The 23,225-nt window shown below is 41.2% G+C and carries 26 protein-coding genes; 7 read left to right on the forward strand and 19 right to left on the reverse strand.

Going from position 1 to position 23,225, the window contains the following annotated elements:
• Nucleotides 1-422: 422 nt before the first annotated feature.
• The 6 genes from yjjG to sppA all read right to left on the reverse strand — a co-directional run bounded on the left by yjjG (nt 423) and on the right by sppA (nt 5,730).
• Nucleotides 423-1,094 (reverse strand): pyrimidine 5'-nucleotidase, encoded by a 672-nt coding sequence (gene yjjG, locus ACHUFM_RS02175; RefSeq protein ID WP_394179125.1) that lies wholly within the window; start codon nt 1,092-1,094, stop codon nt 423-425.
• 21 nt (nt 1,095-1,115) lie between these two features.
• Nucleotides 1,116-1,667 (reverse strand): inosine/xanthosine triphosphatase, encoded by a 552-nt coding sequence (yjjX, locus tag ACHUFM_RS02180; RefSeq protein WP_394179127.1) that lies wholly within the window; start codon nt 1,665-1,667, stop codon nt 1,116-1,118.
• Between the two features lie 75 nt (nt 1,668-1,742).
• Nucleotides 1,743-2,840 (reverse strand): chorismate synthase, encoded by a 1,098-nt coding sequence (aroC, locus tag ACHUFM_RS02185; RefSeq protein ID WP_394179129.1) that lies wholly within the window; start codon nt 2,838-2,840, stop codon nt 1,743-1,745.
• 9 nt (nt 2,841-2,849) lie between these two features.
• Nucleotides 2,850-3,758, reverse strand: a complete 909-nt coding sequence (gene prmB, locus ACHUFM_RS02190; protein ID WP_394179131.1) for a 50S ribosomal protein L3 N(5)-glutamine methyltransferase — start codon at nt 3,756-3,758, stop codon at nt 2,850-2,852.
• A 49-nt stretch (nt 3,759-3,807) separates the two neighbouring features.
• Complete coding sequence (locus tag ACHUFM_RS02195; RefSeq protein WP_394179133.1) at nt 3,808-4,575, reverse strand: hypothetical protein; 768 nt, start codon at nt 4,573-4,575, stop codon at nt 3,808-3,810.
• Nucleotides 4,576-4,719: 144 nt separating this feature from the next.
• Nucleotides 4,720-5,730, reverse strand: coding sequence for a signal peptide peptidase SppA (gene sppA, locus ACHUFM_RS02200; RefSeq protein WP_394179135.1), 1,011 nt, complete (start codon nt 5,728-5,730; stop codon nt 4,720-4,722).
• Nucleotides 5,731-5,808: 78 nt separating this feature from the next.
• Here sppA and ACHUFM_RS02205 point away from each other — a divergent pair, with 78 nt between their 5' ends.
• A complete protein-coding gene (locus ACHUFM_RS02205) occupies nt 5,809-6,231 on the forward strand; it encodes a MaoC family dehydratase (RefSeq protein ID WP_394179137.1) in 423 nt (140 codons plus the stop codon).
• A gap of 62 nt (nt 6,232-6,293) precedes the next feature.
• Here ACHUFM_RS02205 and sdhD read toward each other — a convergent pair whose 3' ends face one another.
• The 3 genes from sdhD to adhP all read right to left on the reverse strand — a co-directional run bounded on the left by sdhD (nt 6,294) and on the right by adhP (nt 8,322).
• Complete coding sequence (gene sdhD, locus ACHUFM_RS02210; RefSeq protein ID WP_394179139.1) at nt 6,294-6,644, reverse strand: succinate dehydrogenase, hydrophobic membrane anchor protein; 351 nt, start codon at nt 6,642-6,644, stop codon at nt 6,294-6,296.
• The gene (gene sdhC / locus ACHUFM_RS02215) at nt 6,635-7,015 is read right to left on the reverse strand and encodes a succinate dehydrogenase, cytochrome b556 subunit (protein WP_394179141.1); all 381 of its coding nucleotides are present in this window, start codon (nt 7,013-7,015) and stop codon (nt 6,635-6,637) included. Before sdhC ends, sdhD begins: the two co-directional genes overlap by 10 nt.
• 290 nt (nt 7,016-7,305) lie before the next feature.
• Nucleotides 7,306-8,322 carry an alcohol dehydrogenase AdhP gene (adhP, locus tag ACHUFM_RS02220; RefSeq protein ID WP_394179772.1) on the reverse strand — a complete coding sequence of 339 codons (1,017 nt, stop codon included), beginning with the start codon at nt 8,320-8,322 and terminating at the stop codon, nt 7,306-7,308.
• A gap of 276 nt (nt 8,323-8,598) precedes the next feature.
• Here adhP and ACHUFM_RS02225 point away from each other — a divergent pair, with 276 nt between their 5' ends.
• Nucleotides 8,599-8,898, forward strand: a complete 300-nt coding sequence (locus ACHUFM_RS02225) for a hypothetical protein (protein ID WP_394179143.1) — start codon at nt 8,599-8,601, stop codon at nt 8,896-8,898.
• Between the two features lie 49 nt (nt 8,899-8,947).
• Nucleotides 8,948-9,541 (forward strand): CBS domain-containing protein, encoded by a 594-nt coding sequence (locus tag ACHUFM_RS02230; RefSeq protein WP_394179145.1) that lies wholly within the window; start codon nt 8,948-8,950, stop codon nt 9,539-9,541.
• A gap of 41 nt (nt 9,542-9,582) precedes the next feature.
• Here the strand turns inward: ACHUFM_RS02230 and tusA are convergent, their stop codons facing one another.
• Together tusA and ACHUFM_RS02240 are read right to left on the reverse strand one after the other, a co-directional pair.
• The gene (gene tusA, locus ACHUFM_RS02235) at nt 9,583-9,816 is read right to left on the reverse strand and encodes a sulfurtransferase TusA (RefSeq protein ID WP_394179147.1); all 234 of its coding nucleotides are present in this window, start codon (nt 9,814-9,816) and stop codon (nt 9,583-9,585) included.
• Between the two features lie 33 nt (nt 9,817-9,849).
• Nucleotides 9,850-10,446 carry an alpha/beta family hydrolase gene (locus ACHUFM_RS02240; protein ID WP_394179149.1) on the reverse strand — a complete coding sequence of 199 codons (597 nt, stop codon included), beginning with the start codon at nt 10,444-10,446 and terminating at the stop codon, nt 9,850-9,852.
• 138 nt (nt 10,447-10,584) lie between these two features.
• On the opposite strand from ACHUFM_RS02240, the gene hemN reads away from it, so the two are divergent.
• Genes hemN through ACHUFM_RS02255 form a run of 3 tightly spaced genes read left to right on the forward strand, consistent with a single transcriptional unit; the run spans nt 10,585 to nt 13,305 of the window.
• Nucleotides 10,585-11,955, forward strand: coding sequence for an oxygen-independent coproporphyrinogen III oxidase (gene hemN, locus ACHUFM_RS02245; RefSeq protein WP_394179150.1), 1,371 nt, complete (start codon nt 10,585-10,587; stop codon nt 11,953-11,955).
• A 22-nt stretch (nt 11,956-11,977) separates the two neighbouring features.
• Complete coding sequence (gene fnr, locus ACHUFM_RS02250) at nt 11,978-12,739, forward strand: fumarate/nitrate reduction transcriptional regulator Fnr (RefSeq protein ID WP_394179152.1); 762 nt, start codon at nt 11,978-11,980, stop codon at nt 12,737-12,739.
• 23 nt (nt 12,740-12,762) lie between these two features.
• The gene (locus tag ACHUFM_RS02255; protein ID WP_394179154.1) at nt 12,763-13,305 is read left to right on the forward strand and encodes an adenine phosphoribosyltransferase; all 543 of its coding nucleotides are present in this window, start codon (nt 12,763-12,765) and stop codon (nt 13,303-13,305) included.
• Nucleotides 13,306-13,375: 70 nt separating this feature from the next.
• Here the strand turns inward: ACHUFM_RS02255 and ACHUFM_RS02260 are convergent, their stop codons facing one another.
• The 4 genes from ACHUFM_RS02260 to ACHUFM_RS02275 form a co-directional block, all read right to left on the reverse strand.
• Nucleotides 13,376-13,945 (reverse strand): YfaZ family outer membrane protein, encoded by a 570-nt coding sequence (locus tag ACHUFM_RS02260; RefSeq protein WP_394179156.1) that lies wholly within the window; start codon nt 13,943-13,945, stop codon nt 13,376-13,378.
• 10 nt (nt 13,946-13,955) lie between these two features.
• Entirely contained in the window at nt 13,956-14,795 is an 840-nt protein-coding gene (gene ttcA / locus ACHUFM_RS02265) for a tRNA 2-thiocytidine(32) synthetase TtcA (protein ID WP_063333518.1), read from the reverse strand.
• A gap of 173 nt (nt 14,796-14,968) precedes the next feature.
• Nucleotides 14,969-15,511, reverse strand: a complete 543-nt coding sequence (locus ACHUFM_RS02270; protein ID WP_394179159.1) for a SprT family zinc-dependent metalloprotease — start codon at nt 15,509-15,511, stop codon at nt 14,969-14,971.
• Nucleotides 15,511-17,271 (reverse strand): RecQ family ATP-dependent DNA helicase, encoded by a 1,761-nt coding sequence (locus tag ACHUFM_RS02275; RefSeq protein ID WP_394179161.1) that lies wholly within the window; start codon nt 17,269-17,271, stop codon nt 15,511-15,513. Before ACHUFM_RS02275 ends, ACHUFM_RS02270 begins: the two co-directional genes overlap by 1 nt.
• A gap of 96 nt (nt 17,272-17,367) precedes the next feature.
• On the opposite strand from ACHUFM_RS02275, the gene ACHUFM_RS02280 reads away from it, so the two are divergent.
• Complete coding sequence (locus tag ACHUFM_RS02280; protein WP_394179163.1) at nt 17,368-18,003, forward strand: UPF0149 family protein; 636 nt, start codon at nt 17,368-17,370, stop codon at nt 18,001-18,003.
• Nucleotides 18,004-18,006: 3 nt separating this feature from the next.
• Here ACHUFM_RS02280 and ACHUFM_RS02285 read toward each other — a convergent pair whose 3' ends face one another.
• Genes ACHUFM_RS02285 through ACHUFM_RS02300 form a run of 4 tightly spaced genes read right to left on the reverse strand, consistent with a single transcriptional unit; the run spans nt 18,007 to nt 23,217 of the window.
• A complete protein-coding gene (locus ACHUFM_RS02285; protein ID WP_394179164.1) occupies nt 18,007-19,149 on the reverse strand; it encodes a SpoIIE family protein phosphatase in 1,143 nt (380 codons plus the stop codon).
• Between the two features lie 8 nt (nt 19,150-19,157).
• Nucleotides 19,158-19,460, reverse strand: a complete 303-nt coding sequence (locus ACHUFM_RS02290) for an STAS domain-containing protein (protein ID WP_394179166.1) — start codon at nt 19,458-19,460, stop codon at nt 19,158-19,160.
• A gap of 23 nt (nt 19,461-19,483) precedes the next feature.
• Nucleotides 19,484-19,789: a BolA/IbaG family iron-sulfur metabolism protein gene (locus tag ACHUFM_RS02295; protein WP_394179168.1), complete on the reverse strand. Its 306-nt coding sequence runs from the start codon at nt 19,787-19,789 to the stop codon at nt 19,484-19,486.
• A gap of 11 nt (nt 19,790-19,800) precedes the next feature.
• On the reverse strand, nt 19,801-23,217 hold the full coding sequence (locus ACHUFM_RS02300; RefSeq protein WP_394179170.1) for an SbcC/MukB-like Walker B domain-containing protein: 3,417 nt from the start codon (nt 23,215-23,217) through the stop codon (nt 19,801-19,803).
• Between the last annotated feature and the right edge of the window lie 8 nt (nt 23,218-23,225).

Consider the following 23,225-nt stretch of genomic DNA (forward strand, 5'->3'; position numbering starts at 1 on the left):
AAAGGCTTTAGCCCCATAGATGTTGTTTTGAGTATAACAACATGTCTATCAAATAAGTTTTTAACCCTAAGATAGACTGGAAGTTCGATACGATTACTGACAAAACATAGGAATTTAAAAAGCACGCTGTTGACCTCAAAGATGTTGCCAACCAAGCGAATATGAAACTCGTTACGGCTTGAACTTCACCTGCGGAATGTTTCCTTGAAGTTGGGGCTGAAGCATTCCGCATTTAGGCTCAAAAAGGCAGTAAGATCTCGTCTAAATCTCTTAATAAATAACTTAACTGATTGAAAAACATAAACTACAACTAAAATTGTAGATTGTTTCGTAATATTCTACTATTTCCGATAATAACATTTATCGGAAATAGTAAGGGTGAATTAGAGTCCTATTGTGACTCTAATTCGTTAAACATGGTTTTATAGATGATTCTTCAGTTCGGCCAAATGGTTAACGGTATACGTTGGCTTAATGGTTTCATGCCCATCGAGTTTATGATGATTCAGCCAGCATGTGTCGACACCAAACTGGTTGCCTCCCAAGATGTCAGATTCCAGCGTATCGCCAACCATGAGTACGCTTTCTTTGTTCGGTTGCGCCATCTTATCAAAAGCATACTCGAAGATTCTTGCATCTGGCTTTGCGACACCAACTTGCTCTGAAATGATCAGATGTTCGAAATATTGGCTCATGCCAGTCTTTTTCAAACGAATTTCTTGTAACTGAGTAAAACCATTGGTGATGATGGCCATTTTAACGCCTGACTGATGAAGGCTTTTGATCAGTTCATCCGCTCCAGGTAATGTCTGACAAATCTCTGCCATGGCATGAAGAAATTCTTGATTAAGTTGACTGGAACTCACCTTGAGTTTTTCTGCCCAATAATCAAATCGTCTAGTCTGCAGCTCTGAAGCGCTTATTTTTCCGTTCTGATAATCGACCCAAAGTGGCTTATTGATGTTTTGATAGGCTTGAAAATCATCTTTTTCAAAGGTCACGCCATACAGGCTGAACATACGTTTCAGGCCTGAAAAATTATCGAAGTGAAATAAGGTTTCGTCGGCGTCAAATAGTATCCATTGATACTTCATCGTTAGGCTTCTTTTTCGTGATTAATGTGAAAAGTGTTGAGGATGTAAAATTGGTGCTAAGGCCAAAATAATGGCTTGTGAATAGACGCTTTGTCTCGTTGCAGCGTGATTGGTGAATAAACCAATCGCGCCGCCTTTTTGACGAATGTTCTCTGTGTTAAAGATTTGGTCCATTATAGGCCCTAATTCTTCTTGATTTTGAAGTCGTTTAAATAGCTGATCTGGAAGTGGTAAATTAGCGGTTCGACCTATGTGTGGGGCTCCTTTTTGATCCACAATCGCAATATAAGCAAAGGTTGCAGCGCCCTCCTCAAATTGATCAACGCCACCTTCCATAGAAATATAAAAATGGAATTGCTTGTTGATGTCATCTTGCTGGCAAGTTAATGCTCTATTAACCGCGCCAAGGCGTGTTTCTGACTCTGTCAGTGGTTGATCCGCTACACCAGATGGCGTCGACCGACCTTCACAATGAATAATATGATCAGGATGACATTGCTCAAAAGCCTGCTTGGCCGCGGCGACTTTTACAGGGTTGGTTGAGCCAACTTGAATGCGAATCACGGAAGTCATGTGTTCCTCATTAATATACCGTTTGAAACGAAAAAAGCCGCAACCAAAGATTGCGGCTTTTGAGTATGCTTACAGCTATGCTTGCCCTTTAATGATCGGTGTTGGACACATTACATCGGCATTTTGACCTCGATGACGCAGCAAGTGGTCAATTAGTGTGATGGCTAACATGGCTTCTGCGATTGGTGTCGCACGAATGCCGACACAAGGATCGTGACGTCCCTTAGTAATGACGTCAATAGCATTGCCATCACGATCGATACTTTTACCTGGTGTGGTAATACTGGAAGTAGGTTTTAATGCCATGTTAACGACAATGTCTTGGCCTGATGAGATGCCGCCCAATACACCGCCAGCATGGTTTGTTAGGAAGCCTTCAGGTGTCATCTCGTCTCTATGTTGACTGCCTTTTTGTTCGACAACATCGAAACCATCGCCAATTTCAACGCCTTTTACCGCATTGATGCCCATCATGGCTTTAGCTATGTCTGCATCCAAACGATCAAATACGGGTGCACCGAGTCCTGGCATGACATTTTTGGCGATGACCGTAATTTTAGCGCCAATCGAGTCGCCTTCTCTACGAAGTGCTGTCATGTAGGTTTCCAATTCTGGAATGGCATCTGGATCTGGGCTAAAGAAACTATTTTTGTAGACTTGAGATAAGTCTTTAACCGCCAGTTTGATGGGGCCAAGTTGTGATAAATAGCCTTGTATTTCAATGCCAAACGTTTGCTTTAGATATTTTTTAGCAATTGCACCAGCGGCCACTCGCATAGCGGTTTCGCGGGCCGAAGAACGTCCGCCACCTCGATAATCTCGGAAACCGTACTTTTGATCGTAAGTGTAGTCGGCATGTGCTGGTCTAAAAGTATTGGCGATGTTGCCATAATCTTTTGAGCGCTGATCGGTATTTTCAATCAGTAAGCCAATCGGTGTGCCGGTTGTTTTTCCTTCGAACACGCCGGATAAGATTTTGACTTCGTCTGCTTCACGACGCTGTGTCGTGTGTTTTGACGTGCCAGGTTTTCTGAGGTCTAGATCATGCTGTAAATCCGCTTCACAGATTTCAATACCTGGAGGACATCCATCTACGATAGCGCCTAATGCTAAGCCATGACTTTCACCAAATGTGGTGACTTTAAATAGGGTTCCGAACGTATTGCCTGACATAGGTTTATTCTACTCGTTTAATAATTCGATTAATTGTTCTTTGGTTAAAATGAACACGCCATTACCGCCCTGCTCCAGCTCCATCCACATAAATGGGGTGTCTGGGTATGCGGCTTGCAAAGCTACTTCAGAATTGCCAACTTCGTACACCAGAATGCCGTCATCATTTAAGTAATGTGCGGCTTTTGATAAAAACTGATGCGTAAAATCCAAACCGTCTTCGCCTGATGTTAGGGCGATTTCTGGCTCGTTATGAAATTCTTCTGGTGCGCTTTCAAAATCATCTTGATCGACATATGGCGGGTTACAAATAATGAGATCGTACTGCTTGTCTCCTAACCCCGCAAACATATCCGAATGTATGGTGCGAACTCGATCTTCAACGCCATGACGCTGAATGTTTTGCTGTGCGACGGTTAAAGCTGCCTCACTGATGTCGCTCAGATCGACCTCTGAATCCTCAAAGATCAAAGCTGCAGCAATACCAAGACAACCGGAGCCAGTGCACATGTCCAAGATGTTGAATGGGTAGTGCATTAGCCAAGGTGAAAACTCGGTCTCAAGTAACGATAATATGGGTGACCTTGGTATGAGAGTATCTTTAGTAACGTGAAACGGTAAGCCCATGAACCAAGCTTCACCTAATAAATAGGGCAATGGCTCTCGTTGGTTGATACGACGATGAACCAGTTTGAGGATGTGTTTTTTTTCATTTTGCGTTAATGCACAATCCAACATGTCGCGATCAAAATCCAGCGGCAGTTTAAGCGCGCCCATAACCAACTGGACGGCTTCATCCCAAGCATTATCGGTACCGTGACCATAGAATAAATTGGCATTTTGAAAGCGCGTAAATGTCCATCTAATGAAATCTTTGATGTTATGTAAATCGCGAATGGCTGTTTGTTTACGGCTCATTGTCTCTTCTTTGTGGTTGGGTCGTTAAAAGCGTGCCTCATTATAACGACTATTTTCCCTTGCCTCTATCTTTGTCTTTATCTTGTAGTTGATTTACGGACGCGTTGAGAGATTTGAGCTGGCTGTAAATCTCTTGCCACTGTCGATTGGTTTGCTCTAATTTTTGCTGTTCATTTTGTTGTTGTAAGTGTTGTTCAGCGTGCGTACGCTCCAGGCTGCTGATGTGAGCGTCTTGCTTAGCAAGATCTAGCTCTCGCTGCGCCAAATTAAGTCGCAATGTTTCGTTTGCTCTATGCGCTTCTTCTAATTGTTCTTTTAATAGTTGATTGTGTGACACAACCTCATTGAGGCGTTTTTCTAGATGCTGTTTTTCTTGGGTAAGACTGGTCGTTTGAATTTGGTGACTATGATGCACTTCTTTTAATTCTTGATGCACTTCTTCTAATGCCGCAAGACTCGTACTTAATGACAGATAGTCAGAATCAATAGCGGACTGTTTGAGTTTTCGTTCTGCTTCCACATCAAAGGCTTTTTCTTCAACTAGCTGATTTAACTGTTTCGTCGTTTCTCGTATGAATTGCTTTATCGGTGCGGCGAGTCGTTCGTCGAGGTTGAGTTCGATTTGCTCTTGATGTTCTTGATAATCTTTTTGCCATTGGTTGATGGCATTTAGCAAGGTGGTATTGGAGCACTGTCGGCCGTCCTTATCGAGAAAGTACTGAGCGACTCTGGGAATGTTTGGATATTGCTGTTTGTCGACAAGGGTCCAGCAAGCTTGTAGGATCTCGCCTCTTGAAATGTTCGCTTTTCTAGCCATATTAGCTCTTTAAAATCAGATAAAATATTTAATGTAAAATATTTATCTAATTTATCATTTGTTACAATGGTTTCATATACTTTCGGTGAGGCATAAAAAAAGCGCCTAGCTCAACGTAGGCGCTTTTCATTAAACTCACGAAATTTATTGCCACTGATACTGGTTCAAGGCTTTAACAGCAAATTCCACTCCCAACTCTTTTGCTAATTCCTTTAAAGGCTCTTCTTTAGGTTCGAATAAAATAGGTCTAGCATTTGGGAAACGAGTTTCAAGCAGTTGATTGAGGCTCGCCAAGCCATCAATTAATCCAATTTTTTCGGCTTGGGTCCCAGTGAATATCATGCCTGAAAAAACATCATCAGTGACAGTAAGGCGATCTTTGCGTCCCGCTTTAACGGCATTGATAAATTGCTGATGAGTTTCGTTTAATACGGACTGCCATTTTTCTTCAGCTTCCTCTGTCATCGGAGTAAATGGATCAAGAAAGGCTTTATTTCGGCCAGCAGTGAAAACTCGTCGTTCTACACCAATTTTTTCCAACAATTCAGACGCCTCAAATCCTGAAGAAATGACACCTATTGAGCCGACTAAACTGGCTTGATTCGCATAAATTTCCGTCGCAGCAGACGCGATGTAATATCCACCGGATGCAGCCATGTCTTCTACTACCACTAAAATTGGAATATCCGGGTACACTGCTTGCTTGTTACGGATCGCATCGTAAATAATCCCTGAATGCACAGGGCTACCACCTGGACTATTCATTTCAATGATCACGCCTTTTAATTGGTTGTTGCTGTAGGCGCTGTCCAATAAAGACACCATTTCAGACGATTCAATGTCGGCGTCTGAACCAATAACGCCTTGCATTGGAATAATGGCAACGGTATCCCCTTGTATTTGCATTTCGCTTAATTCGCTACGAGTAAACCAAGCAACCAATATGCTAACCAAGATGGTTAGAGTGGTAAATCGAAAGAAAATTTTCCAACGTCTTGCTCGTCTTTTTTCAACCATGTTTTCAAGCAAGGTTTTTTCGAGTAAAGCCCAAATTTCGTTGTTTGCTTCAATGCTGTTTTGTTTCAATTCACTTTCTGGATTGAAAATTGGTTGATTTTGCTTAGCTGCCTTATCTTCTTCTTCCGTCCAACTCATGTATTTAAGCCCTAAAGATTTGTTAATGTATTAACTGAAAGTGTACCATAGCGGAAATTTTCACGATAAGGATTACCAATGAATTCAGGATTTACGTTAGAAGAACTGACATTAGATCAAACGGTTGAATACCGAAAAACGGTGACGCAGCAAGACGTCCAAGCATTTGCTGAAGTAACAGGCGATACAAACCCTGTGCATTTAGATGCTGACTATGCAGCCACAACCTCTTTCGGGCAACCTATTGCACACGGTATGTTGACGGCGGGCTTTATCTCGGCAGCCATTGGCACACAATTACCTGGTCCTGGTTGCATCTATTTGGAGCAAACACTGAAGTTCCGCTCTCCAGTGTTTATCGGGCAAGAAGTCGTCACAAAAATCACCGTCGCAGACATAAATGAACGTCGCCGTCGTGTGACTTTGAAAACGGTTTGTGAATGTGAAGGGAAAGTCGTGGTGACAGGTGAAGCAACTATTATGTTGCCTGCTGCTGAATAGAATTCAACCTGAAGGTGTTATTCTTTATGATAACACCTTCAGACTTTAGTGAAGATCCGTGTTTAACTCAATCCCCACAAAACGTACATGCCAGCCACAAGATATACTAGGGTTACTAGTCGAACTAAAAGATTAAAGATCAGATTGATTGCAAGACCTTTGACGTAATCCGTACTAATCTGCCAGCCAGCCAATACTGAATTGAAAGCCCCCAAAACCAGCACAACACTAGACAATGCTTTGTACCAAATAGGCGCGAGCAAAGCCGAAAAATCCGCTAGATTACTTGGCTGATGGTCAATGAATAAAACGATCGTAATGATCGCCCAAACACAGATTAAGGCATTTGTGATGCGTTGAAACAACCATTCTTTTGTGCCACTTCTAGCTTTATCTGCTGCACTTATAGCCATACCCAAACTCCTGATAAAATACTTAGAACAATACCAACTGTAATTGCCAATTTGGATACCAACATGCCACTTTCTAATTCTTCAAAGTGTCCAAAGTCTTGGATAATATGTTTAATGGTAGCGACCACATAATATCCCAACGCGGTCAGCATTCCCCAGACAACAAATTGACCAATGAAATTATCAGTCATGAAGTTGTAGACTAAGTTAAAGCGGTCGTCAGACTGCAAAGAGAAGTAACCTGCTGTTAGTGACATACCCAAGCCAACCCAAATAATGACGGCTGAGATGCGATGCAGGATAGAGGCAATAGCCGTAATCGGCAAGCGAATAGTCTTCAGATCTAGGTTGATCGGTCGAGCTTTGCTCATTAGTGAGCTCCTTTATCAATCATTACGCAGTGAGATGATTTAATCTGGTGAAGATTATTAGTTAACTAATGCCAATATAGACATGACATTAAAAAAACGCACACATTCTAATACAATTTGACGCAGAACAAGAGTGCTAAATACAAGCTTTGAGCTTAAATTCATTAGAATGGTGAAAATAGATACTGAAAATGGCGGTGTTTTAGATCACAACTTCTTTGACGTTGAGGGTCGGAATGAAAAAAGCCACAATTAAGTGGCTCTTTTTATAGATAAAAATACTTTTTAAATCATTGGGTTAGTGACATCACTATCCGGCCGGTGATTTCGCCCTTCTCCATGTCGGAAAAAATATCATTAATATCCTCTAACTGTTTCTCTTCAATAATGGCTTTTACTTTGCCTCGGGCCGCAAATTCAAGACACTCTTCTAAATCTTTTCTCGTACCCACAATCGAGCCGACTACGCTAACACCGTTTAAAACAGTGTTAAAAATAGGTAAAGGCATGTCTTCTGGAGGTAGGCCCACGAGTACGCATTTGCCGCCTCGTCGTACCACATCATAACTTTGCCTAAATCCAGCTTTGCTTACTGCGGTGCATACTGTTGCATGTACGCCACCGGTTAAGTCGACAATACCATCAACGACATCGTCCGTTTTAAAGTCAAAATATTGCTCAGCACCTAGCTGTTTGGCCAATTGACACTTTGCGTCTCCTGTATCGACTGCAACCACCCGTAACCCCATGGCAACAGCATATTGAACCGCCAGATGCCCTAACCCACCGATACCGAAAATAGCGACCCAATTTCCCGGTTTGGCTTGAGACACTTTTAACGCTTTATAGGTCGTCACACCGGCACAAAAAAGAGGGGCGGCGTCGACATAATTCAAACCATCAGGTACTTTTACGACATAGTCCCCATGGGCAGCACAGTATTCAGCATAACTACCATCGACAGAATAGCCTGCATTTTGTTGAGATAAACAAAGGTTTTCATCGCCAGATAGGCAGTATTCACAATGCCCACATGCACTGTATAGCCATGGTATGCCAACTCTGTCACCAATACTCAAATGCTCAACATTGGCACCAACTTCAATCACTTCGCCAACACCTTCATGACCAGGAATGAATGGTAGGCTTGGCTTAACGGGCCAATCACCATGACAAGCATGCAAATCCGTATGACACACGCCACAGGCATGTATTTTAACCAAGACTTGATGAGGGGTAATTTGAGGTTTGGCCACCTCTTCTATTTTTAATATGTTGCCAAATTGGTTTGCGACAGCCGCTTTCATCATCTTCTCCTATTTAAAGAGTGATTTCGACACTTTAATGTTAGTGGATAAAATCAATATAAGATGCGACCTAGATCAAGGAAAGGTGCGAATAAGTCTTCTTGGCTCAGCATGTGGATAAAAGCCGGTAATTCGGACTTCCCCAAGCTTTGAGATGGTTTTCGAGCAAAAAAATACATGACATAGTGCAAATACAGGGCAATTTAATAAAAAAAGCTGTGATTTACGGTTAAGCGAGCCTATATTAATTTCTTAGAACATGTCTTTAGGTGTGATATGAAAGTGCAATTACTCATTATATTAGCAGTTTTGTTGTCGTCATTATTGACGATAACGCAACGTGCTAACGCGAAAGAAGTGAGTCAATTACGCTGGATTGAACCCAGTTTAGAACAACGTTTTTGTGAAGTCTCTGTTCCAGATCAAGACTTTGGCTCTGACAAAAGCCTTTTATTGGCTTACCGCGACAGCGGTGTACTGGATAACACCCTACTCAACCAATACATTCCACCAGTTGAAATTTCGTCTAATGATGACATTAATAGAACTGAACCAAGAGCCCCTCCCGTTTCATAACGCATTCAGAATAGCTTTGTAAAAACTAAATTTTTGAAGGAGTTTCGTTATGAAAACACTTACTTATGTTTCAACAAAAGATGTTAATGAGTTAACCTGGCCAAACACATCAGATAACACTAACTTGTATTCTTCTGCGCTTACGGTATTCACAAACTTCGCGACTGGCGGGCCAAGAGTAATAGAATCCAATGTACGTGCAGATGAGTTGGTCACGTTAATGCGTAAGGAGCATGTGCGTATGAAGTTGGTTGTTGATTCAAACAATCAATTTATAGGTGTGATCAGTTTAGAAGATTTGTCTGAAGATATTTTTATCCGTAAAGTGGCGGATGGTTATCAGCGTTCTGAGCTGCTTGTCGCTGATCTAATGCGCCCTAAAGAAGTGCTTTTGGCCTTATCCTACAAATCCTTAAAGAATTCAGACATTGAGTCTCTGCTGTTTAGTCAGCGTAATAACCCTTACCAACACTTATTAGTCATTGATGAATCAACAAAGGCCATTTGTGGTTTGGTCTCATCAAATGATGTGGCTCGGGAGTTAAGATTGGACATAGACGTCTCTTTCTCCAGTTTCCAACAAATCTACAAAATCGCATTAGAAGAAGATAAAAAAACGTCCCAAAAGCTTAGAGTCGCTTAAAGTCATCAGATAACTGGCTTTAGATAACAGAGGCTTAATGATTAAGCCTCTTTTTTTTGAATCCAATAATAATATGTGTCTTCTTGTTGAATCTGCTCAACCAGCGTGTGGCCAAGAAACTGACAGAATTTAGGTATGTCTCGAGTCGTTGATGGGTCGGTTGCCGTTACTTTTAATACATCTTTTGCCGAGATTTCTCGCATTTTTGCATGCAACATCATGACGGGTTCTGGGCAAAGTAGTCCAGTTGCATCAAGTTCAGCTTGGTGATCCATGTGTTTCCTCTGTCGTAAATTTGATTTATAAAATTAGAGTGATGATAAAATTTGCTTTGTTTGCAGCCACTCAGTTGTAATTTTAGCAATCTCTTCGATCACGTCTGTTTGGTTTTTATTGTATTTCTTTAAGACTTTGAAGTCATGATCAGCACCTTCAACCCAATGAATCTCTACATTTTCAGGTAGCTCTTGTTGGCGAACCCAATCCAAGTTGCCTAGTGGGTCTCGGGTCCCTTGAAGAATCAAACAGGGTTTTTCTATGTTTTCTAAAAAAGACAAACGATGTTTTTCTGGCTTTCTTGGTGGATAAAATGGAAAGCCATAACACACAATTGCCTTGACTTGCTCGTGTTTCGATAGCTGTGCCGCAACTCGGCCTCCCATCGATTTCCCAGATACGATGCAAGCTGTTTCAGATAATATACGGCTTTCATATTCAGTGACCAAAGTCTTAAATTGTGGTGGCGGTCTTCGTTTTCCAGTGGCTTCCTGTTGGCTCATATAATCAAAAGTAATCGGTGAGACGCTGATTGATGACGCATTCAGCAGCGACTGTCGAAGCTGAATCAAAAAATCACTTTGATGCCCAGCTCCAGCACCATGAGCCAAATAAATCGGAGGTGTCATAAGGTTAAGAAGTCTTTAAAAAATTACCTGCATTATAAAGTTTTCTCGCCAAATGGTCTAAGTTTATTGATCTGTGTCAGGCTACCGGTGAGAACGACAGAGTACACTTCCTATTAGAAATTTTAATAGGAACACATCATGATTTGGGATGACTCTTTAATTAAAAAGTATGACTTGTCCGGCCCTCGTTATACCTCTTATCCGACCGCGCCACAGTTTGATTCAAGCATCAATAAAATCGCTTTGATTGATCGCATGATGGCGCCGTCAGACTCACCATTAAGCTTATATTTTCACATCCCTTTTTGTGCCAATCTTTGTTATTACTGTGCCTGCAATAAAATTGTGACAAAGCAATATCAGAAGGCTACAGACTATGTTGAACTGCTAGGGGAAGAAATGCGCCTTAGAGGTTTAATGATGGATACTCAACGTCAAGTAACGCAATTGCATTTTGGTGGCGGTACGCCGACTTTTTTGAGTCAGGAAAACATTAAAACCTTGTTTGGTTACATTCGCCAGAATTTTAACTTGATTGATGATGGCTCCCAAGACTACAGCATTGAAATAGACCCAAGAGAAATTGATCATGAAAAACTTGCCCTGCTAGTGCAGATGGGCATTAATCGTATCAGTTTAGGCGTTCAGGATTTTGACCCGAAGGTTCAGCAAACCATTCACCGTATCCAATCCATCGATTTGGTGACTCAGTTGGTAAACGATGCTCGAGAACTTGGAATCCAATCCATTAACTTTGATTTAATTTACGGTCTGCCCTTCCAGTCCGAGGCCGCTTTTCGCAATACTCTTGATGAGGTCATTAAATTGTCCCCTGAGCGAATTTCATTATTTAACTATGCGCATTTGCCAGAGCGTTTCCGAGCCCAAAAACGCATTCCAGAAGACAGCTTACCTCTCGCTAGTGAAAAGCTATCTATACTCAAAATGAGCATCCAATATTTGGTTGAGGCTGGTTACGAATACATTGGTATGGACCATTTTGCTAAACCGGAAGATTCACTTGCCATAGCTCAAAAAACGGGCCATCTTCATCGCAACTTTCAAGGCTATACGACTCATGCTGACACCGATTTAATCGCGTTTGGCGTATCTGGAATAAGTAACCTACATGGTGTTTATATGCAGAACCATATAGATTTATCTCATTATAAAGACAGTATTGAGAAGGGCCAGTTAGCCATTGCCAAAGGTTACATCAGTCATAAGGATGACAATATTCGTCATGACGTCATCATGACCTTGATATCTCAATTTTCATTAAGCTTTAATAAGATTGAAAACCAATATAATATTAGATTTTTCGAATATTTTAAAAATGAACTTGAAATGCTCCAACCTATGTTGAACGATGGCATGTTAGAGTTTACTGGTTCGCATAATAAGACAGGGATACAGGTCACTGAGCGCGGCAGGTTGTTAATACGTGGGATTTGTATGGTGTTTGACAAATACCTAAATGGAACAATCAAATATTCTAAGGTTATCTAGATCAGGATTAGGGAGAATACACATGGCTATCACACACACGCAGCCAAGGTTCAGCAGTAAATTAACATCACAATGTCAAAATTGCAGTTTGAGTGCATTGTGTTTACCCATCGCTTTAGCCGATGAAGACATCAATCGCTTGGATCAGATTATTGAGCGAAAGAAACCGCTTAAGAAAGGCGAATTCTTGTTTCGACAAGGTGATAATTTTGATTCACTTTATGCTGTTCGCTCAGGCACCCTTAAAACCTACAACATCACGTCATTAGGCGAAGAGCAAATTACAGGGTTTTATTGCCCAAGTGAACTGCTTGGTTTAAGTGGTATTGATTCAAGTGCTTACCCTGTTTCTGCAAAAGCACTAGAAACCACAACCGTTTGTGAAATACCTTTCAGTCATTTAGAAGAATTGTCGACGCAAATCCCATCTTTAAAACACCAGATCTTTAAGATCATGAGTCGTAAAATCTCTGATGATCAACAAATGATGGTCTTACTCGGTAAGAAAAATGCAGATGAAAAAGTGGCGTCATTTTTGTTAAATTTATCTAATCGCTTTAAACGTCGGGGTTACTCAGCGTCATCGTTCCGCTTGTCCATGTCACGTGGTGAGATTGGTAATTATCTAGGGTTGGCTGTTGAGACAGTGAGTCGTGTTATTACGCGCTTTCAAAAAAATGAATTGATTCATGTAGACGGCAAAGAGATTGAGATTGTTAATTTTGAAGAAATGCAAAAACTCGTTGGCGTAGCCCATGATTGTGATAAGATTGCACACTTTTGATTAATGCAGAGGCAATTTAAGAGATGCTCTACGATGATTTTTACGTCAAATCACTCATTCAGACAGTAGAAGACTGGCCAAAGGAAGGCATTAGTTTTCGGGATATTACCCCGATTTTTAGTGACCCAAAAGGAATGAGGATGGTTGTGGATGCATACATTCATCGCTATATCGACTCTGATATCACACACATTGCTTGCATTGACGCGCGTGGCTTTTTGATCGCCGCTGTTTTGGCCTATGAGTTACAAAAGCCACTTATTCTAGTACGCAAGAAAGGTAAGCTGCCAGGTAAAACCATTTCACAAAAATACGCATTAGAATACGGCGAAGCAGAACTTGAAATTCAACAAGGCTCGGTGAAAGAAGGCGATCATGTTTTGCTTTTTGATGATCTTATTGCAACCGGTGGCACCCTATTCGCGGCCATAAAGCTTCTTACTCAACAAGGTGCTGAAATTAAAGAAGTGGCAGCTATTATTGATTTACCTGACTTAGGTGGTAGCCAAAAACTGAGGGACAGTAATGTACCCGTTTACAGTCTTTGTGCTTATAACGGCGAATAATAAAAGCATTGCAACAAAAAAAAGGTGACCAAATGGTCACCTTTTTTTCACATTTTAAAATGAGGCTAAATTAGAAGTCGACATTAGCACCAATAGAGAAGCCTTTATTTGTCTCTTTACGTGAATTATCATCATAAACAATGACTGTATTCCCGTATTTGATGTAAGCGCGAGCGTTTCTCATGGTCATATATTCCAAGCGGAAATCATATGTGTACATGTGATCTAAGTTGGTAAACGAGAGAATTTCTGGTGAGTAATAGACTGATCCATATACACTAAGTCGATTCGCTTGCTGTAAGGTGTAGCGGTACCAACCACCAAGACTTAAAGCAAGTGAAATTTCATTTTCGTCGTTTTCAAGCTCTGCATCCATTGCGTATAAACGAATACCAATTCCCACCTGCAATGGACCACTACCACCTTCTGAATCTTGGACACTTAGACCGACATAGCCAGTCGATGTGTCCTCATCTTTGTCATGAGAGACACCACCATTGATGCCAAAAGATCCCATATCAAGATTGAAATCACCTTGCACCGTTTCATTAGTCAAGTTAACCCCGGCTGTAGACGCTCCAGCAATAGAAGAACCTAACAGCCCAAACGCTAAAAAGACGGCTTTAACATTCAAATTCATTTCTCAAATCCTATAGTGAAATAATGTTCAATCGATCAAAAGCTGATGGCGATTGCTTCAGCTCTTTAAAGTCAAAAAGTTCTGTATCTGCCAAGTGAGAAGGGACGACATTTTGCATTGCGGTGAACATAGTGTCAGTTCTACCTGGATAATCTTTCTCCCATTTCTGCAGCATATCTTTAACTACTTGGCGCTGTAAATTTTCCTGAGAACCGCACAAATTACATGGAATAATTGGGAAGTTTCTCAATTCTGAAAATGCTTCAATATCCTTTTCTTTGCAATAGGCAAGAGGTCGTATGACAACATGCTTGCCATCATCACTTAATAATTTTGGCGGCATTGACTTGAGACGACCACCAAAAAACATGTTCAAAAACAGGGTTTCTAAGATGTCATCTCGGTGATGGCCTAGTGCAATTTTTGTCGCACCAATCTCTTCGGCAAAACCATAAAGAGAACCACGGCGTAAACGTGAACAAAGTCCACACGTGGTTTTTCCTTCAGGAACCACTTCTTTCACAATACTGTATGTATCGCGCTCTAATATATGGAAATCTACCCCTGTTTCCTTCAGGTAGGCCGGCAAAATATGCTCTGGAAAACCAGGTTGCTTTTGGTCTAAATTCACGGCTACGATTGAAAAATCAATAGGGGCACTGGCTTGTAAATTCCTTAAGATCTCTAACATTGTGTAAGAGTCTTTACCACCAGAAAGACAGACCATCACTTTATCGCCTTCTTCAATCATATTGAAGTCAGCAATGGCTTGGCCTGTTTGTCTTCTCAAACGCTTTTGAAGCTTATTAAGCTCTAATTTTTCTTTGGGACGATTTGTTAAATCCATCATTCACACACTAAAAATAAAACAATCTTATTTTACTATAAGCTCAACGACATCGCATCAAAAATGAAATAGAAGCGTAAAATGTGCATGAAAATCCATTATTTATACGAGCTAATTATGCTTCTAACGTATGAACTGGGGTCGTAATTAAAAGAGCGAAGATCTCAACTAATCAATTATGACTTTATTTCGTGTTCAGCTTGATGAATGTCTTTTAAAAAGGACAAACTTGAGTGGCATTCTTTGCAAATGTATTCGACACCTTTTTGGGCACGCGAATGGCGCCGTTTGGTAAATTCATGCTGTCGACAAGCACAAGCATATAGATAGCTGTTTTTAAGCGGAGGGACGTCGAACAAGTGTGTTCTATTAGGAGAAAGTTGATAGACTTTTTTCATAACGGCTTGCCATTCTTTTCCATGAGGTCGAACCGACGTGCCATAAATCTGATAGACAATGATATGCGCCACTTCATGAGGCACCACTGTCTTTAAAAATTCAACCGGGTTTTGTAGATACATAAAATGGTTAAACCTTAGTTCATTTTTCTGTAAATGAGCCGTACCAGCCGCCCGACCTCTTTGCTTGAAGTTACAATGAGAGTGGTAGAATTTGTGATTAAAAAACACTTCTGCAAGCTCAAAACAATGATCAACCTTGTTTTGAAGCTCAACTATTTCAGAATTTCTTATCGTTTTGGTATTCATAACGTCGGACATCAAGATGGCGCTTTGTTAATACTTTGCTCATGAAGAAGGCTTAACAATGAATCTGAAAAGCGACTTACTTCGTCAATGGAAATACCGGACAAACGGCTTAGTGAAGCCGCATTGGTTGGTTTATGTAGACATATTTTTCGTAGCTGTCCATCTGTCATATTAATTTCGACCTGGTTGTATAACCAAGCTTTGGCTTTGTGCCAATTAACATGATCTGTCACCATTTCGTCTTCTGTCAGCCTTGGATAGTAGTGATCATTTACCAGAATAACCTGATTTTCTCCTTTTAGAATCTGGCGAGCTTTCTCATTTAGCCGCACAAGGAAAGAGTGGGTGCCGACTACCTGAATATATTCAAATGCTAAAAGGTACCTAATAACAGATTTCCATTGTGGTTCTGTTAACTCCTTGCCTTTTCCAAACAAGGACAATTTTTCTGCTTGGATGCTGGTGGTTGTTTTGGTTCTTTTGCCCAATAAAATTTGAATAAGAGTAGAGAAAGTCTGAGCGCCTTTTGTGTGATAGATGAGGGACAATAATTTCTGACAGGCAACCGTAGCATTATGCTCAGATTGTTTATTGATACATCGATCACACATCCCACATGGCGCCGACGTTTCATCAAAATGTGCCAGAACACTGACTTTACGACATTGACGATCTTCTAATATTTGAAACAAAGAGGTCAACTTTGTTAACTCTAATCGCGCTTGCTCAGGCGTATCACTTATCAATTGCTGGGCTTTTAGCATATCTTGCAAGCCATATAGAAGAAGTGTTTTTGCTGGTTTATCATCGCGGCCACCACGCCCTATTTCCTGGTAATACGCTTCTGGCGTGTTAGGGATGTCCATGTGAATCACAAAACGAATTTGAGGTAAATCAATCCCCATTCCATAAGCGGTTGTGGCGACCATGATGGCGCCATTATTCCGAGAGAAGATTTCATGATTTCTCTGTTTATCCGCATCTTTCATCGCGGCATGGTAGGCTAAACTATTAAACCCCAAGTGCCGTAACCAAGCGCAAAGTTCTTCTGTTTTGTTGCGTGATCGGCAATAAATAATGCCCGATTGACCAGAGGCTTCATGGTGAAGAAAATACAATATTTGCTGCTTTGCTTGTTTCTTCTGAGCAATTTGGATTTGGATATTAGGGCGATCGATGCTGCCTTTGATGACCTCAGCATTGAGAATACCTAAAGAAGATTGAATGCCTTTTAGCGTTTGATTGTCTGCACTGCCGGTTAACGCAACGATTGGCACCGTTAAGAAACATTGCTTAACCTGGCCTAGCTGACTGTACTCTGGTCGAAAATCCCCTCCCCATTGTGCGATACAGTGAGCCTCATCAATTGCAAACAGTGCGATATCAACACTTTGCAAAAGCCCCAAGATGGATGGCTGGATTAACTTTTCCGGGGATAAATACAAAAACTCGATACGATTATGGCGGATAGACCAGACTAAATCATCCTGTTCGCCAGGATTTAAAGTGGAGTTTAGGAATTTGGCATGAATGCCTTTTGCATTCAATTGGTCTACCTGCTGAGTCATTAAAGAGATCAATGGGCTGACAATGACAGCAACACCATGACGTAACAGACCGGCGGACTGATATACTAGCGATTTACCACCACCGGTAGATGCAGCAAGAACAACATCCTGACCTGCAGATAAAGCATCGATTGCCTCTTCTTGAAGAGGCCGATAATCTGTGTAACCTAAGCGCTTAAGAGCCTGTCGTTTTTTCGAGTTCATGGAATAATTATCTCTGATTTACGCGGCTTCTGCATCGATTTTTCCAGGTCTTTTCGCTAGAATCACAGTCTATATTAACATTAGGAAATGAAATACATGGCACACCAACCTCTTGATGATCTGGAACTAGAAACATTAGAAGATTTTTTGGATTCAGACCTGGTTCACGAAGAATGTCAAAACTTTGTGATGGCACATGGCTTTTTAACGGCTTTGGCAATTTGCCCCAAATTGATTTCTGAATCTGACTGGCTGCCTGTTGTATTTGAAGAAACGCCTAAGTACGAAAATGATAAGCAAGAAAAGCAGATGGCTCAATATCTGACTCGCCTATTCACGGACATTCAAAAAGAACTTGAATCAGAGGAAGGTTTTTTACTGCCTTGTGAGATTGAAATGGGTAAGTCCGCTGATGAGTTAAGCGAGTTGCAAGAATGGGCAACCGGCTTCATGGAAGGTGTTTTCATGACAGAAGCACAGTGGTTTGAATCTGAAAAAGAAGAAATTGTGGCTGAGCTACTGTTGCCTGTAATGGTTGCATCGGACCTATTTGATGACAAAGAAGTACTTGAAATTCGCGCTAGTGATAAGCTTACGGCCTCCTGCATCGCACAAATTCCTGAAGTGGTAACGGATTTATTTTTAGTGTTGAGAACGGAACCAGAAAAGAAACCCATGCCAAAGAAAGCACCTTATAAGGGCAACAACAATAAAAAGAAAAAAGCTAAGTAAACGTTACTCTGTACGCAGTGCAACCAATGTGATGTCATCAAGTTGTACTGCGTCTCCTAAATATTCTTCTAACACTTGCTCTGTCCTCATTTGCGCTCGCATTAAATTTTCATCTCCATATGACATCTTAATGAGTGATTTGACCTGGTTTTCACCGTACATATTCCCTTCTGCATTTTTTAGTTCCAGTACACCATCGGACAAAATAACCAGAGTGTCGCCTGCCTTTAAATGATCTCTCTCTAAACTTGGATCGAATTCGCAAGTTGACTGTACACCCAGAGGCATATGACGAGATGGAAGGCAATCTAGTTCGCCAGACGAGCGGCGAATCATGGCATCAGGCATACCTCCTCCCCAATAACTAAAATGACCATCCGGAGACAATAAAATTAAATAACCAGCGCAAAACATATAATCAGGCAAAATACTGTTTAAAGTCTTATTAATTCTGATCGCCAACTCACTTAAGCTGGTAAGATCATCAACCGCATCGAAAAAGGTCTGCATAACAGGCAAAGCGCCGATCGATGCTGGTAAGCCATGCCCAGTAAAATCACCGACAAAGACCAATCTAGCGCTATCAGCCCGAGTTTTAACAAGTGCTAGATCTCCATTAAAACTGGCGGCAGCAATACGTGTGATGACGACTTGATCAGAGTTTTTTTCACTTCTTGTTTGGATATGATCAAGCACTTGATGAGCCATCTCATGTTCGCGCTCAATCATCGTTTGAAAGAAAGTAAGCGCTTTATTTTTCTTATACATCTCTTTGACTAAGGCGACATGTCGCATATGGGTTTTAAGACGTATGTTGAAAAGCATTTCATCAAATGGTTTGGGGAGAAAATCATCTGCGCCAGAATGAAAACACTGATCCATGACGGAATCAGAGGTGTGTGAAGCGAGAAACAGCATCGGAACGAAACGACTGCCGCTTAAGCTCTTCAGCTTCTTCACTAATTCGAGACCATTACCACCCTTAATGATGACATCCAAGGTCACAATATCTGGCACAAAGTCTTTAAAGGCTTCAATGGCTTCATGATATGACGCCACCGTTTTAACATTAAGTCCTTCTCTTTCTGCACAAAGTGACAGGATATCGCGGTAAACAGGCTCACTATCAATGCATAATAATTTCATTCTTCCCTTTATATAATATTAAAGCGCTTATCAAAGCGAGAAATCATTAGGATGTTTTTGATAAAGGCATTCGCCCCTTTAAGATCAATTTCTTGTTCTGCTGGAATAGCATTTCGCATACTAAGAAGCATGCCAAGCGCTGCACTGTCTAGATATTCAACCGAAGACATATCGATAACGTAGCGATTAAAATTTCCATCTAAATCAGTATACGCCGCTCTAAAATCGTTGAACAAAGAAAAATCAAAGCTGCCAATTAAGCTGATCGTCACGGTGTTGTTTTTGTCATCTTGATTTACAGTAATACTCATACAGTTTGAGTAGGCTTATCAGCCTACTCTCCTCCGAGGCACTTAGGTGATAGAGGTGCAGACTGTTCACGTTCTTGCCATTCATCTAAAGTATAAAGATGCATAGCAAGGGCATGAATACGCTGCATATCTTCTTGTAAGCTAGCATATATTAGTTGGTGTCTTTGAACGAGTCTTTTGCCAACAAAGTCATTTGAAACCAAAACCAATTTGAAGTGAGACTCACTGCCTTCAGGCACATTGTGCTTATAACTCTCGTTCTCAAGCGACATATGGTGAACATCAAATGTCGCTTTCAAGCGTTGCTCTATTTGCTGCTGAATGATCATGATTATCTCAATTAAGCCGGTGTTAACAAATTGTCAGATTGACCATTTAGTAAAACCTGACCTTTTTCTTTTGGATAGGCAACATCAATAGAGACCGCGCCACCTTCACGCCAGACACTGATAATGGTATCCATATTGGCCGCCATTACCGCTCGTTTATCGTCTGGAGCCGCTGCAATCACCTGTAAGCCTATGTCTTTCATAAAGCCCATACAAGTAGATGTTTTTACCATATCAATTTTATTGAAAGCTTCATCAAACATAGCTAAAGAGAATCCGCCAACGATATCTCCATCCATCGTCTCATGTAAACGATATGTGGTCGAAAGTGCTGCGGCGATGGCCAAGTAAAATGGAATTTGGTGTTCGCCACCAGAACCGGTCTGAATGCGCTGACTCAGCGTGGTTTTTTTATTGCCATCACTGTCTAAGATGTCGACTTCAAAGTTGTAGAACTTGCGGTAATCCGCGAGATCTTGCTGTTTTTCTTCATCAGAAATCAACTCTTGAATGGCCTCAATCGCGCGAGTATGCTCCGGATCGTCACTCATCTGAGGGTCAAATAAACCACCAACGTTAGCTTGATCTTGTGCACTAAAGCGTTCTACTAGATCCAAAATATCCTTCATATCCCCATTGGGATAATAGCGGAATTGATAGATCTCTTGGTTGAATGGACGACGTTTCAAGCTGTGATTCAATTCACGAATAATGTGTGCAACTTGGTCCAAAGAATCTTTGAGCTTCGACACATAGTCAGAACGGAAGGTTTCTTCGGCCTCTCGGCGAGCAATCTCAGCACGTTTAGCGTATTTGGCCAATTCGGTTTCACTTAAAATATCAATTTGGTAAGAAACGTAATGCTCAAACTCTTCAAACTTAGACTCCAGATAATCCAATTGATTGTCATCGTCTAAATTGGCTTGATGGTATTTAGCGTAGTGATCGGCCACTTCTTTACGAACTTTTTGATCAAAACTTCGAGCCTTTTCACTGGCCTTTTCTGCTCGACTAATGGCTTCCTTATAAATAGCCGCGCCATGAACCATACTACTTTCCAGTAGTGAATATCGCTCACTGGCAAACTCCGCGTCGTATTTTGGATTCGATGTTAAACGAGTACGCTCTTCATCTAAGGCAGACAACGCTGAACTGAGTTGAGTTTTTTGCGTGTTCAGAGCACCAAATTGCTCTGCAATTTGTTGGCGTTCGCGATCCAATTTCTTCTGTTCTAATTCCACATTAGCAACACGAGTTTTTAGTTCTTCAATACGCTCTTGCAAATCAGTATCATCATGCTGTTGTAGCTGACTGATCTCAGCATTAACCGCTTCCAGCTCTTGCACTAAACGTGTTACGGCATGGCTGGCACTCCCTAATGTTTCAACATCAAATTGGTTGTTTGCAATCACTCTACTAAGCAAAGCATCAGCTTGCTCAAGACGTTGATCCGATGTTAACAAATTGGCCAATTCTGTACTTTGCGTTTTCAGCTGCTGCTCACGGGACTCGCGCATGCCTTCGGTGTTAATACCTACCATCATGTGAGGTACAGAGCGAATGGTTGAAATCGTGCCTGAAAGTTTTAACATGCCATCAGCAGTCATGGCGCTGTCTTCTCTTAGCAGCTCACGTTCTGTTTCAACGGGCTTGATACCACCTAGTCGACGATTTAGGAAAGCTTGAGCATGGTCGTTATTACAACGAATAAAACGCAATGCGGATTGTCTATCTCCTCGACTTAGCCATAAACGTGTCTGAGTTGTGTCTACAACACGACATCCCATTAGTTGACGTCTGTGAGCACGGAAAATGCGAATGGCTTCTTCTGCATCTTCAGGCTCCACAATCAAAGCCTCACGCTGCGCACCTAAATAGCCTTCAATGGCATCTTGCCATTTGCGTTCAGTGACCTCGGCCAAGTGACTTAATGGTGTTGCGGTGATATTGGCGTCTTTTAATAACGCAATGAGTCGTTTGGTGTTTTGTGACAGTGGACTGACACCGCCTTTTAATGAAGACACATCAGATTCAAGCTGTTTGCATTCATCTTTTAAATTTAAGATGCTGCGGTTTAGCTCTGATCGTTGAGCGAATAACTGCGATTTTTCTTTATCCAACGCTTCATTTAACAAAGACAATTTCTGAGTCAAGGGTTTTAAATTCCCCTCAATGCGGCCATCTTCACTAATGACAGTTTCTAATGTCGACAATTCTTGAGCGAGCTCAATGGACTCTTTTGATAACACTTCTGAAAAGCCATCTAAGGCTTTCAGAAGTACTGACATTTGACGTAACTGCAGGATGGCTTTTTGATCTTGCTGTCCTTGCAGTTCAATCAGTTTTTTATTTTGTTCAAGCTGCTGCAGCTTTAAACCAACATCTGAGTGTTCATACTGTTGCTCTAAACGTAATAGCTGACCTTGAAGTTGCTTTAACAAACTCGATTGTGTGGCTAATTCTTCTTCTATTTCTTCTTCACGCTCTTTTTGCAAGTCGTATTGATCTTGAATGTCATCTTGCTTACTGCCCAATTCATCAAATCGAGCTTCTGTCGCTATCCATTGATAATTAATGGCATTTTGATCATGTTGATGCTTTTTTTCACAGTCTTGTTGAATAACTTTGAGGTCATCAATACGTTTAGAGACTTCTAGAGTTTTGGCTTCTAGTTGACGATATTCGTTTAGCGATTTTTGATAAGCACCAACTTGCAATGGGGCTTCAGTCAAAACAAAGTCTTGTACAAATCGAGTTGGTGACGCAATAGGTACGAATTTCAGTGCATTCTTGAAGTTCTTCAAAAAGCCATCAATGGTAATGAGTTGATCAGAGCTCGGACTCAACTCTTCTAAATAGCGGTTAATGTATTGAGTGGCAGAAGCACTACCAGATTTGATAAATGGGTCTAAACAGATTTTCTTGAAGCTTTCACGAACTTCAATCCAAGGCTTAGCTTTGTAGCTCTTACCTTCCATTGCGTCAATGAAATCAGATTTACGTGCGCCAAAGTTGGGCAGCACAAAGCGTCCTAATACATCTTCTTCTGGAGACGCTAAAGAGGCACTTAAAGTAAGTCCAACAGTAGACTCTTTTCCTGTCACACTGTCTTCAAACACCAAAGCGAGATAACAAGTCGCATCTTGTCTTGGTTCGGTCCCAAATACTTTTGCATTGGCTTGACCTGAGTCGATCATGCCCAAAATGTAGGAACGAATACTACGACCACTTGCTTTTCCGTCGTTGGCACTTGCGTTGTAATTTAGGTGGCGTTTACTGGCACCAGTCAACACAGTTTGGATGGCATCCAGTAGTGAGGATTTACCTGACCCTGTTGGCCCGATGATGGCAGTGTTGCCACGGATGTTGATTTCTTCTGCACCAAGTAGGTACCAATTTACTAATACAATTCGATTTAACTTTTTCATTATCAGGC

Origin of the sequence: Marinomonas posidonica, from assembly GCF_043643765.1 — a bacterium.
GTDB lineage: Bacteria > Pseudomonadota > Gammaproteobacteria > Pseudomonadales > Marinomonadaceae > Marinomonas > Marinomonas posidonica_A.